This is a genomic window from Virgibacillus sp. Bac332, from assembly GCF_003667785.1.
Classification (GTDB): domain Bacteria; phylum Bacillota; class Bacilli; order Bacillales; family Amphibacillaceae; genus Virgibacillus; species Virgibacillus salarius.
In genome coordinates this window covers 2,791,403-2,804,401 of record NZ_CP033046.1, presented here as the reverse complement: position 1 = coordinate 2,804,401, position 12,999 = coordinate 2,791,403, and the positions used below count along the sequence as shown (strand labels likewise).

Genomic DNA, 12,999 nt, shown 5'->3' with positions numbered 1-12,999 from the left:
GAAACGTAGAGAGTTAACGGAGATAAAGGAATCACGGTGTGGTTGCGCGCGAACCGATGATGGCGTATCGTAGGGCAATTCGCGAGACTGCCTAGTTTCTAGACGCTGGAGCTTGACGCGGTTCAACACGCCCATAGTTATCCATAGTGCTCAAATTTTATAGTTTCCTAGACAACAAAAAAAGCTTGTAGAAAACATAAAGGTTCTCTACAAGCTGCAAGGAACGTTCCTCTATGAACATTCCTTTTTCCATTTCATAATATGTGAACAAATTCACCATGTAATTGTTACCCATTCTTTATTTAGCTACTTCTATTTGATATTCCTCGTGTTCGTGTAAACCTTCATCATTTTCAACATGGATGATAGCATGATAAGTACCCTGTTCCCCAAAAGAATGGTTTGCAGTATATTCACCAGCCTTTTTCTCTTCTGCATCTACCCATTCATGTTTTTCTTCGCCTTCTTTCCATACCTCATAGCGCACAGCTGCTTGTTCAAGTGCTTGTTCATCCATCTGTAGATGAACGGTCATTTCCACATCCTGATCTATTTTTACATTTTCTAGTTTATTAAAGTGCATGGAGAATCCTTCTGCATGTGTACCATGATCGTGCTCTCCTGAGTCATGTTCATGATTTTCAGCCTCCTGCTCCTCATGACTTTTGCCATCTCCAACTATTATTGCTTTTTTCGGCATGGTATGAAGCGCCCTTGCGGTAGTATGAGCATACATTTCATATTCTCCGTCGTGATCAAATGTTGTTTCTGCAGTGTATGTACCATCTTGATTGTTTGTAGATTCAACTTTAATACTGTCATCTTTTTTGTCTTTTTCCCAGATTTCGAAAACCACTTCTTCGGCATCTGTAACCTTTTCATCACCATAAGTCACTGTTGCTTTTAATTCCACCGGATCACCAGGATCAACTGTTTCAGGTACTTCAAAATCTACATTTAATGACTTAACCTCTTCATCTTCAGCCTTTTTTGTCGTATCATCTTTTTCATTCTCGCCACAAGCGGCAAGAACCATCATCAAAATCATTCCTAAAATCAGCAACAAATATTTCTTGTGCATCTGACATTCTCCTCTTTTAATGGACTCAAAGACTAGTGCTTCCCACCACAAGTTGTATTACCATTCATTTTTTCAAATAAAGCTTTTTTAGCTGCTTGGAAGGCATATACTTCCCCTCCAAAACCCTTGACAAATTTTTCGGCATGCTCTTTCCATTCAAAAGTTAAAACCTGCGGTTGACAGCATCCCATATGTAATGTTGTATCCATTACAAACCAAGCTGAGGGTGCACTTATAGTTGTCTGTCTAAAAAAGTCTGGGCAAATCGCTTGAATTACCTTATCTCCCAATTGTTGATGTCGCAATAATCCGCAGTGAGCACAGCAGGCCATTTCGATTTTATCATTAGATAAGATTAAACGATAAGCTAGCCTATCATTATTTTTCCGGCTACAAAATACACAAGCATCATGACTAGTGTTCGTTTCCTGATGCTCCGTATGTACTAAAGAAATTCCTCCAAATGTTTTCTTAACAATCCCCTGATCTAATAGTCCCTTCACATCACGATGTATTGTCATTTCTGAGACACCAAATGTTTTACTTAATTCAGCTATTTTTAGATTCTTTTTTTCATAGATAAGTTTTTTTATGCGATTTTGACGCTCCAACGGCAGCATTATTTACCCCCCCTTACATAACATCATTTAACATCTTATAACAAAATATATCATGTGTAATCGGAATCATCAATGTAATTTCTTTGAATTATTTGTGAATAATTTATGTACTTTATGAATAGAATTATCTATTAGTCAATTCACGAATTCATTGCAAACTTAACACATTCTACTATAGTTTTCCTTCCTTTATCTGTGAGTATTTGTTAATTTATAATAAATGCCTTACGAATCTAAAGGAGAGATAAAATGAGTATCGAGATGTTACTTGTTGGCCAGCAGTGGAATATACCATTATTATGCGCACTCATATTAATAGTCATTGGATATATTCTATTATTCATAAAGAAAAGGTTAACAATAAATACGAAGTCTCAGCCTATATTATTAATCTTCTCCCTATGCCTCTTCTATCTAACCATAGGTAGTCCATTATCAGCAATTAGCCATTTTAACTTTAGTTTTCATATGATTCAAATGAGTATCGTCTATTTTATTATCCCGCCGTTGTTTATACGAAGTAGTCCTAAACTACACGTCCGTACTAGGAATAGCTTTTTAGGTATCCAAATTCGACTAAACATGAAATTGCTAACGATATCAGCACTTCTCCTTTTTGCTATCTTATTTTTTCTGTATCACTTACCTGTTGTCATGCAGTTTATATTCAAATACCCTATGATTCGTATACCATATTTAGTTGCACTTTTCATTTTAGCTTTTTTCATGTGGTGGCCATTAGCTAGTACCAAAGCTAAGATTTACTTTGACCAAAAGCAAAAGCGGAAATTCGTATTATTAAGTGCTATGATCCTAATGCCTGCATGTATGATATTTATTATTAGTGCATTATTTAATGGGATGCATCATCCATTTCTAAATCATGTTATCACCCAACTATGTATTCCTCCAACAGTGGAGCAAACAAGTGTGGTACCTTTCTCTTTCGATACACGCATAGATCAAGGAATCGCAGGATTTTCGATGCTTGGAATTCACAAAATTGGGTTAAAGTTGTCCACTCATTTGAATAAGCACTGTAGTTAATCAAATCCCATCGCTTCATTGTTGCCCTACCATCTCTGCTTAAACCTATGGAACTGGTTTTCCTAACAATGTCGTTCTCTCTACAATTTCGAACAATGTTGACATTAGGTGTCATATTTAACCGTTACACTAACAGTATATCAATTTGAAAGGAGTAATAAGATGGGAAATTTGACAGGGAAAGTTGCCATTGTTGCTGGCGGAACAAGAGGAGCAGGACGTGGTATTGCTATCCAGTTAGGGGAAGCAGGAGCTACAGTTTATGTAACAGGAAGGACTACGAATAACCATACTTCACCTATGCAACGATCAGAAACTATCGAGCAAACAGCAGCGTTAGTTAGCCAAGCGGGTGGCTGCGGCATCGCTGTTAAAACTGATCATACAAAGGAAAAACAAGTCAAATCCTTATTTCAAAGAATTGAACATGAACAGGGTCAACTGGACATTCTTGTGAATGACATTTGGGGCGGAGATCCGTTAACAGAATGGGGGAAAACTATAGGAGATCATGATTTGTCCGATGGGTTACAGTTGCTGCAACAAGCAGTACAATCACATATTATTACTTCACATTATGCTATTCCACTATTAAAGAAAGCACCTCAAGGAATAATGATCGAAATCACTGATGGGACAGATTATTCCTATCGAGGGAACTTCTATTATAGTCTAGCTAAGATCTCAAACATTCATATGGCACAAGCGATGGCCACTGACTTAAAGGAAGATTCGATTATAGCACTGGCTGTTACTCCAGGGTTTCTGCGCTCCGAGGCAATGCTAGATTTATTTCAGGTTACGGAAGATAATTGGCAGGATGGTGTTAAAAGCGATAAACACTTTATAGCATCTGAAACACCTTTTTACATCGGTAAAGCGATTAGGCATTTAGCAACAGATCCTGATGTTGGTCGTTTTTCGGGTAAAACACTATCTACCTGGCAATTATCCGATATTTACAATTTTACGGACAGGGATGGCAGTAAACCACATTGGGGTAACTATCATCATAAGCATATAAAATGATAAGGGGAAACTTCAATCAATGGAAGTATTACTGCCAGTTATATGCGGATAAAAATGCCAAGCTAGTAGTTAACTACTGGTTTGGCATTTTAGCATGAATAAACTTTGCTAATATCCTCACAATATGATTATCATCATTAACACGGGTTGGGGGATTATAGATGGGTAATATTACAATTTCACAATTAATGGCTATTTTCTTGTTAAGCACAGGCTTAAGCAACCATGTTATTGTGATACCAATCTTAATTAACGCGACTGGCCGAGACGCTTGGATTAGTGTGCTAATTGGTTATAGCCTCCTTCTAGCCCTTTCCCCATTGTTCCTTTATGTTACAAAGCAGTTTCAAGATCAATCGCTATTTCAATGGTTATCTTCTACCTATTCTAAAACGCTAAGTTATGGTATTGCTGTTTTAATTGTTATATTTCTTCTAATTATGGGCTGGATAACCTTAAAGGAAACCGTTATGTGGACAGATGAAACGTATTTGTTTTTTACACCAATCCTTGTTATCACCTTGTTTACTTTAGGCGCATCGCTCTATATATCTTATTGTAAGCTAAACGTTATTGGTATCTGCGCAGGCGTTCTGCTACCTCTAGTAATTCTTTTCGGTATGTTCGTAGCAATTGGTACTATTCCCGATAAAAACTACCGACTTGTGGCACCAGTACTGGTTGAAAATGGATGGGGAGACGTCCTCCACGGTGCTTTGTTCGCATTTGGTTCCGTTATTGAATTATTTTTATTGTATTTACTTCAACATCAGGTTACAAAATCAATCCAATTCAAGCATTTAGTTTTTCTTATCTTATTTTTATCTATCTTAACTACCGGCCCCTTACTTGGGACAATAGCTACTTTTGGCGTTGAAGAGGCAGCAAAAATTCGTTATCCAGCCTTTTTTCAATGGAGAATTGTTGGTATTGGAAACTATTTTAACCATCTGGATTTTTTATCTATTTACCAATGGTTATCTGGCGCTTTTATCCGTTTAGCTATCATCTTATATCTCATTACCCAAGCCTTTAACATTACTAATAAAAAGAAACGGCTATTTATACAAGCTTTTATCTGCTTCATCTATTTACTGTTTATGTTAGCCCCTATTTCGGATGAGGCATTTTTGAAGTTTTTATCTAACTATTATTACTTGGGAAGCAGTATCTTTGGTGTTGTAATCACTTGCACGATCGCACTCCTGATTAAATTATCGAAGAATAGGATGTCTATACATGCGAAAAAATAAAAAGCAATCAAAAGAAAACTATATACGAGACTTATTTCGAGATTCTTCGGATGTCTCCATTGAAAACCATCTCTTATATAATCCAAAGCAAAAAGAACCGATGTTAGTGATTTACTGCAACGGTATGATTGAACATAGTTTATTAATAAACAGTATTTTACCTGAAATACAAGAAAATTATTATCATAATGGTCTAAAGGGTGTAGAACATATAAACTGCTCAAAAAAAATAAAGTGGTCTAAAGATGAGGTCAATATCGGTCAAACCCTTCCAGAAAAAATATTTAACGGCTATTCAGCATTCATAATATCAGACCATATTTATTTCTTTGATACTTCGAATCCACCAAAGCGTTCACCTGAAGAGTCGAATGCAGAAGTATCTTTACGTGGACCTAGAGATGCATTTATTGAGGACATAAGCTCTAACGTAGCACTAGTTCGCAAGCGCTTAAAGACCAACTCGCTTACTTCAAAATCATTTGTAATCGGAAAAAGAAGTAATACGAAGGTAGAATTAGTTTATTTTAGCGATATCCAAAATAAAGATATGATAAATGAAGTTACAAAAAGGCTCAATCATATAGATATTGATATCTTGTTAAGTGATAATCAGTTATTAGGTATTCTTGGTGAATCTCATTATTCCTTATTTCCCCTTATGCAATCAATATCTCGTCCAGATGGTGTTGTAAGTAGCTTAGCAATAGGTAGGTTCGCCATTTTTATTGATAATGTACCAAATGTAATTATTGCTCCTGGCAACTTAGGATTATTTTTAAATACTTCTGAGGATGAGCATACACCGTATTATTATGCTACGTTTGAATTGTTTCTTAGACTTGTTGGGTTTATGCTGTCTATCTTCTTACCAGCTTTTTGGGTATCGCTATCTGCTTATAATGTTGACCAGATACCATTTCCACTATTAGCTACAATTGCTGCTTCAAGATTAGGTATTCCATTCAATACGACAGTAGAGTTACTCTTAATGCTTGGATTATTTGAATTATTTAGAGAAGCAGGAGTAAGATTACCGAAACCAGTTGGTCAAACCGTAGCCGTAGTAGGTGGTCTCATCGTAGGAGATGCAGCCATTCGTGCCGGTTTAACCTCTCCAACGATGCTAGTTATTTCATCTATTACGGCAGTTGCTACGTTTACATTAGGAAATCAGGCACTCTTTGGCACTGTTTCCATAATTAGAATCGGATCGATTCTTCTATCATCCTTATTTGGTATGTTTGGATTTTTCATTAGTGTTTTCCTTACACTTGGCTACCTTGCAAAACTCGAATCATTTGGTGTTCCTTATTTAAGCCCAGTTTCTCCTTTCTCTAAAAAAGATTTTGTGAAAGCCGTCGTAAAAGACCCTGTTGTTAAACAAAATGAACGAGCATTAATTTTGGATACGAATGATGCAGACAGGCAGGCTGATAAATAATGAAGCGTATCAAAAAATTACTTTTAATTAGTTTCTTATTACTTGTTTTAAGTGGTTGTTGGGATGAAAAAGAAATTGGCGAGGTTAATTACGCAACCGCTATGGCAATTGACTATCAAGATGAAAACTATATTATTTATGTGCAAATTTTAGACTTTTCCAATGTAGCAAAGCAAGATGTTAATAAACCCGCTCAGCAAGTTCCTCTTTACATTGGTAGGGCTAAAGGGAAAACAGTTAATGATGCTGTTAATAATTTATATCATACGTCACAGCAAATGATTAATTGGGCACATGTTGGTGCTGTTATTTATACGCAATCTGTAATTGAGAAAGGAGTTACGCGTGCGGAGCAGTCATTACGAAAAAACGGGCAATTTCGTTACACTCCTTGGATGTTTGGAACAAAAGAATCGATTGACGATATCCTAAGTGCTACAGGATTTTTTCAACTACCACCTGTCTACACCATTTTATATAAGCCCACGGATACGTATACTATTAACTCCTACATTAGGCCGATCCGCATGCATAAATTTGTTTCCATCTACAAAGAGCCTGGAGGAACGGCATTATTACCTGCTCTTTCTATCGATGAAACAGATTGGAAGGAATCTGTCGTAGAACCTAAGCCTAAAAAGACATTAAAGGTGAATGGTGTATTTCCCATTCATAATGGGAAGGGCAAGGAATGGTTATCCCATGATGAACTACCAGGACTTCGCTGGACCAATAATGATACGAAAAATACAACAATAGATGTTGTAGAAGATGATCAAATTAAAGGAACAGTTCGAATTATGAAGCCCCATGTGGAATTTAGTGTAGAGAAAAAGGGAAGCGATTTTCAATTTTCCATCCATGTGAAAGCTGTAGGGTCACTTTCTGACATGGAGGAGCAACTTTCAGTCAAGAAAATTGAAAAATTAGTAAAGAAACAAATAAAAAAAGAAATAACCGAAACATACTTAAATGGTATTAATAAAGGAGTTGACGTATATAACATTAAGAATAAGCTATTCCATCAACGAGTTAAACCAAAAGATTTAGCCAAGTATCCATTAAAAGCTGAATCACTTCATAAGATTACGGTTGATTTCCATCTAGAGACAAAGGGAGTATATGAATAAGGTAAGCCAATGATAATGTATTGCTATTGCTATTTTAACGAAGTTAAAAAACTGTAATCTATTGGGAAGTGTTTATGTTGTATAATATTTTTTAATTGCTCTCCATAAGCACTCCCGCTTGTATATGCCTTTTCTTTGTATTTCTTTTCTACATTAGTGGTAAGCATTTACGTTATGTTCTCCAATTGTCTATCAATAGCACGAAGCATATATGCAGCAAATAACTGTAATGCAGAAACATCCCATGCATGTTTTTGCTTATTTAAAGAATAATCAGCTAAGGAATGAGCTACTACCATATGTAAATCCTCTCTTTCATCAGCTAGCTGTGCTAACATCCATTCACCTGCTTCTTGCTTAGACGATACAACACTTTCCCTCAAGTAATAAAGTACACGACATAAATTCAGACTATAATAAACAGGTGCGTTACGAATTTCAATATAGGCATCTTCGATATCCTTCATAATGGAAGAAAGGTATATTGTATGATCAATGGCAGGAAAAGCTAGCTGCTTAGCTTCACCAAATAATGTAACTCCTCGTTCAAGGGTTACGACAATGTGCGCTGCTAAATCATAGTCTTTACCATTAGCACATAGGTAGTTTTCATTCTGTAAATAATAATGTTTATGGTCCATGGAATAATGTAATTCAAAAGGAGTTGGATATAAAAAAGGGTATAAGGTGGATTGCAACATCATACTCATTTCTATACGTACAGCAAACCTATCTTCTAAGTCGATCAATTGTTTAATTATATGCTTCTTTTCATCCAACGATAGTTGTTTTCCCACAAGAACTAATAGATCTATATCGCTATGAAGCGGATTATAACACCCCATAGCTAACGAACCATGTAAATAAATACCATCTAGTTTTTCCCCTAAACATGTTTGGAAAGCATGAACAATGTTTTGCAACGTTTCATCCATATTCATAAAGATCTCCCCCTAACTGCCATCCATTCCGTTACAATAGAAGTAGTTAAAGCTTAGCATGCAGAGCATGTTAGGTAAATAGGAAAGGAGAAAGCGACTATGTTTTATCATCAGCTGAGCCCTGAAGCAGGTTTACAATTGTTAGAACACCGTCATGCAAACCAATTATTTTATTTAACCGATCAATCAAGAAATCATCTTCGAAAATGGCTACCATGGATTGATCAAACACAGACTGTCGAACATTCCTTAGCCTTCATTGACAGTGCACTGAAACAGTTCAGCAATAATACGGGGTTACACTTAGGAATATGGTATAAGGGAGAATTAGCTGGAGTGATTGGCCTTCATCATATTGATTGGGGAAATCGCTCTACATCAATTGGTTACTGGCTAGGGGAAAAGTTTCAAGGAAAAGGATTAATTACAAGTGCATGCAAAGCTATAATCAACTATTGCTTCTTAGAGTTACAATTAAATAGAATCGAAGTTCGGGTAGCAACGAAGAATATTAGAAGTGCCGCTATTCCGCAGCGACTTGGTTTTCATAGAGAAGGACAATTAAGAAAAGCAGAGTGGCTGTATGATACATATGTGGATCATTATGTATATAGTTTGATTAAAGATGATCTCTCGTCTCATTAACTATATAACCTTTTGTCCGTAAGCCGGCTGTTCTTTATAATTAATTGTGTTATTAGGCAGAAGGAAACGATACATTTCCTTCTACGGAGTATAAGCATGCATATTGGATAATTCTAAAAGAATCGGTGAGAACGTTCATCGATTCTTTTATGAGTATATATTATTTATTTTACTGCCTTCCAGATCGTCCAATAATCTACTTCCGTAATTTCTCCTGCTGTTTTTAAAGTTGTATTTAAATAGGATATAAATTTTTCAATTTCTTGATCAGACAGTTGATAAAGAATACTTTTCCCATTTCTTCTTCTAATATCCGTAAATAAAAGTTCTTTAGAAGGGTATATTTTTCTAGTTTCCTTCAATTGTAGCTCTTCGATATCTTTAAATCCCGCATCTTTTAATGAATTTATAATCACATCACTCGAGAATCGTCTTTTTTCTTCATAATTAATTAACCGGGGAAATAGCGAATATAACCACCCTCTAATATGTTTAGTATCGCCATCTCTCAAGCAATCGCTTATCGTCCTATCTTGAATAAGGTACACTCCATCTTTTTGTAAAATTCGATATGCCTCACGAAAGCAAGCCGGTAAATCCTTCAAATGATGAATGAGCGCTCTTTGTAGAACGAGGTCAACGCTACTTTCTTGTAAACCTGTACTATACGCATTACCTTTTTTAAATGATAGTTGTGAATAATTCTGACAATTCTGCTTGGCAGCTGTTAACATTACATCTGAAAAATCAATACCAATAACGGTGGGTATGCCCATTTCTGCCAACGCTTTGGCATAAATTCCGCCACCACAACCAATATCAGCAGCACGAATACGTGAAGCAGGTTGATTCATTAAAGTTGTTACAATATTTATCCATGAAGAATCTGCTTCTCTCGTTGCATACATCTCTTTGTGCTCTAACTCATGAAAATTCATAGTAAACAGCTCCTTATCATCTGCATGTTAATTCAATTGTAGCGTAATAGTCACGATAAATATAATCGTATATTTCTATTTAAATATATAAGAGATAACAATCACCATGCATGTAAATGTGTATATAGAGAGTGTGAAACTTCAATCCGTGGAAGGGCGTTTATCCCCCACGGATTGGTAGTACCACAAGGGTATGACCTAAAGTCCTTTAAACCAATCGGACATTTACTGGCAGTTGATCCACACTTACCCATATTGCATTCACTATTGCTTGATGTGAGGATTTTACTGCCAGTTATATGCGGGATAAAATGAAAATGACGAATTAGGAAGAACGCCCAACCTTTACACCATTACTTTACATCTACTGTATTATCACCCAAATTTTGCGAAGGGGGTTCTTATTTGAAGCTAACAAAATTTGTTGATAAATTGCCTATTATGAAATCAATAAAAGGATTATTCTTATTTAGAAATAAGGATGGAAGAATTCAGACAAAAACTACATCGTGATTTAAGACCGACAACATTATGGGGATATAACAGACAATTTCCTGGACCTACGATTGATACTGATCAAGGTAATCAAATGCATATTAAGTGGATAAACAACCTTCCTGATAAACATTTACTGCCAGTTGATAAATCCATTCATCATTTAGCTCATCAACCAGAAGTTCGAACAGTAACTCATTTACACGGTAGTGTAACTACCCCAGAAAGTGATGGTTACCCTGAAGCTTGGTTTACAAAGGATTTTAAGAAAGTAGGGCCTGCATTCCAACAGCAAGTGTATCATTATCCAAACAAACAGCGTGCTACAACACTTTGGTATCATGACCATGCTATGGGGATTACGAGATTAAATGTGTATGCAGGACTTGCCGGAATGTACATTATTCGAGGTACTCAGGAGAGAGAAATGAATATTCCAAACGATCCTTATGAAATTCCACTCATTATCATGGATCGTACCACTAATGAAGATGGATCTCTTTACTATCCAGCACAGCCTAATAATCCCACTACGAACACACCAAATCCATCTATTTCACCTGCATTTATTGGTGATAAAATACTCGTTAATGGTAAAATATGGCCGTATTTTGAAGTAGAACCAAGGAAATATCGTTTTCGGATTCTTAACGCGTCGAATACAAGGGGATATCAATTATACCTTAGTTCTGGTGCCCCCCTATATCAAATTGGTTCAGACGGAGGTTTTCTCCCCAATACGGTTAAGGCAAATACGATAAATATCGAGCCAGCTGAACGTGTTGATGTAATTGTTGATTTCAGCAAGTATAAAGAGAACTCTATTATTTTGAAAAATGACCTTGGACCCAATGCTGATCCAGATGATGAAACAAACGAGATCATGCAATTTAGAGTGCAACTACCACTAAAACAACGAGACCATACTATTTATTCCAACCTACTTATCAACCATACCCTCTCTCAAACAAAATAAAATTAAAGCGGTTCGTAATCTAAAACTCATAGGATTAAATGATGACTATGGGCGACCACTGCTACTATTAGATAATAAAAAGTGGGGAGATCCAATTACTGAGACACCAGAATTAGGCTCAACAGAAATCTGGTCAATCATAAATGTTACCGGTTTCAGCCACCCTATCCATATACACCTTGTTCAATTTCAATTATTAGATAGGAGAGCCTTTGATTTGGCGCAATATAATAAGGATGGAAGGATTATCTACACGGACTTACCTGCTCCTCCTCAGCCAAATGAAAAAGGATGGAAAGATACAATTTCAGCTCCATCAGCACAGATTACAAGAGTAATAAGTAAATTCGCACCTTATACTGGAAAATACGTTTGGCATTGCCATATTTTAGAGCATGAGGACTATGATATGATGCGGCCATTTAAAGTAATAGATCCTAACAACCAATAGGACGCTTAGAAAACCAGCATATTAATCTATGAAAAAACAAACAGGTTGAAAATAGTTCGTGCTACGAAGCTGCTGGGAAAATATTCTTTGCTATCCATGGTAGATAGTGAGCCTTCTTGCGCTAACGTACGAAGAAGGCTCACGAATTCTTTCTACGTTGGAATACCCGTGAATATCTTGAAATTGTCTTACTGCCTGTTAACGTGAGGTAAGCATAGATAATTTAAAACGCCAGTTCCACTTTCTTTCCCTTTTCTATTGCTTGTTGTTTATTGTCTTCATACACATCACTTGTCGTTATTGAAATGGAGTTTAACTGTTCTGGATCTGATTTCTCAAGAATATATGCAAGTTCACCTGTTTTCACCTGTCCAGGTGATAGCTTTCCATGAAGTTCTTGTAGATAAAAATCATCTTCAAAACCCTTTAGTTCCCCTTCACTCGTCTCCAATACCGATACAGGTGCAACATTAATCGTTTGTTCACTTTTGTTCTGAATCTTTACTTGTAGCTTCAAGTAATTAAATCTATCTTCATGATGAGTGAATTGATGGAAGTAATCTATCAAATGAAGAGCAGGTCTATATTCCATCACCTTCAAATTCTTATATGTGAGCTCAATTGGTCCAATTTCTAGTCTTTTACTATCGTCTGTGCTTGCTACTAAAGTAACCTTGCCATCTTCATCTTCATATGTATCACCAATTTCTTTCAATGACCTCGTATCAGGTGCCTGTGGATTATTTATATATTGATCAACTTCTTTCTCTTCCTCTTTTATTGCTTGCATCCCTTTTCCTTTTTGTTCAGAATTTACAGCACCATTTTCTGCTTCCGCGTTTTCATCATGCCTAGCACAACCAAATACAACTAGAATAGCTATCAGCATAAGTAACCATTTAATCATTAATCTAAGCCCCTCCTGCCTCCATTTATGTAAATGATCCCG

Annotated in this window: 11 protein-coding genes and 1 pseudogene; 7 read left to right on the top strand and 5 right to left on the bottom strand. The window is 36.2% G+C overall.

Annotation, left to right across the window (positions count from 1 at the left end):
* Positions 1-298: 298 nt before the first annotated feature.
* On the bottom strand, positions 299-1,081 hold the full coding sequence (locus tag D9782_RS13315) for a FixH family protein (protein ID WP_026682187.1): 783 nt from the start codon (positions 1,079-1,081) through the stop codon (positions 299-301).
* A gap of 32 nt (positions 1,082-1,113) precedes the next feature.
* Positions 1,114-1,701 carry a DeoR family transcriptional regulator gene (locus D9782_RS13310; protein ID WP_026682188.1) on the bottom strand — a complete coding sequence of 196 codons (588 nt, stop codon included), beginning with the start codon at positions 1,699-1,701 and terminating at the stop codon, positions 1,114-1,116.
* Positions 1,702-1,950: 249 nt separating this feature from the next.
* Between D9782_RS13310 and D9782_RS13305 the strand changes: the two genes are divergently transcribed.
* From D9782_RS13305 to D9782_RS13285, 5 genes are all read left to right on the top strand, one after another.
* Entirely contained in the window at positions 1,951-2,748 is a 798-nt protein-coding gene (locus tag D9782_RS13305; protein WP_121604989.1) for a cytochrome c oxidase assembly protein, read from the top strand.
* 162 nt (positions 2,749-2,910) lie between these two features.
* A complete protein-coding gene (locus D9782_RS13300; RefSeq protein ID WP_121604988.1) occupies positions 2,911-3,777 on the top strand; it encodes an SDR family oxidoreductase in 867 nt (288 codons plus the stop codon).
* 161 nt (positions 3,778-3,938) lie between these two features.
* Complete coding sequence (locus tag D9782_RS13295) at positions 3,939-5,030, top strand: GerAB/ArcD/ProY family transporter (protein ID WP_121604987.1); 1,092 nt, start codon at positions 3,939-3,941, stop codon at positions 5,028-5,030.
* A complete protein-coding gene (locus D9782_RS13290; RefSeq protein WP_121604986.1) occupies positions 5,017-6,474 on the top strand; it encodes a spore germination protein in 1,458 nt (485 codons plus the stop codon). Before D9782_RS13295 ends, D9782_RS13290 begins: the two co-directional genes overlap by 14 nt.
* The gene (locus D9782_RS13285) at positions 6,474-7,604 is read left to right on the top strand and encodes a Ger(x)C family spore germination protein (RefSeq protein WP_121604985.1); all 1,131 of its coding nucleotides are present in this window, start codon (positions 6,474-6,476) and stop codon (positions 7,602-7,604) included. The genes D9782_RS13290 and D9782_RS13285 overlap by 1 nt, the downstream gene beginning before the upstream one ends.
* 167 nt (positions 7,605-7,771) lie before the next feature.
* On the opposite strand, the gene D9782_RS13280 is transcribed toward D9782_RS13285, so the two are convergent.
* A complete protein-coding gene (locus D9782_RS13280) occupies positions 7,772-8,545 on the bottom strand; it encodes an aminoglycoside adenylyltransferase domain-containing protein (protein WP_121604984.1) in 774 nt (257 codons plus the stop codon).
* Positions 8,546-8,644: 99 nt separating this feature from the next.
* Between D9782_RS13280 and D9782_RS13275 the strand changes: the two genes are divergently transcribed.
* Positions 8,645-9,190: a GNAT family N-acetyltransferase gene (locus D9782_RS13275; RefSeq protein WP_026682195.1), complete on the top strand. Its 546-nt coding sequence runs from the start codon at positions 8,645-8,647 to the stop codon at positions 9,188-9,190.
* 164 nt (positions 9,191-9,354) lie between these two features.
* Here D9782_RS13275 and D9782_RS13270 read toward each other — a convergent pair whose 3' ends face one another.
* Positions 9,355-10,128, bottom strand: a complete 774-nt coding sequence (locus D9782_RS13270) for a class I SAM-dependent methyltransferase (RefSeq protein WP_121604983.1) — start codon at positions 10,126-10,128, stop codon at positions 9,355-9,357.
* A gap of 405 nt (positions 10,129-10,533) precedes the next feature.
* Between D9782_RS13270 and D9782_RS13265 the strand changes: the two are divergent.
* A pseudogene (locus D9782_RS13265) lies at positions 10,534-12,050 on the top strand (multicopper oxidase family protein).
* Between the two features lie 223 nt (positions 12,051-12,273).
* Here D9782_RS13265 and D9782_RS13260 read toward each other — a convergent pair.
* A complete protein-coding gene (locus D9782_RS13260; RefSeq protein ID WP_051388383.1) occupies positions 12,274-12,957 on the bottom strand; it encodes a hypothetical protein in 684 nt (227 codons plus the stop codon).
* Between the last annotated feature and the right edge of the window lie 42 nt (positions 12,958-12,999).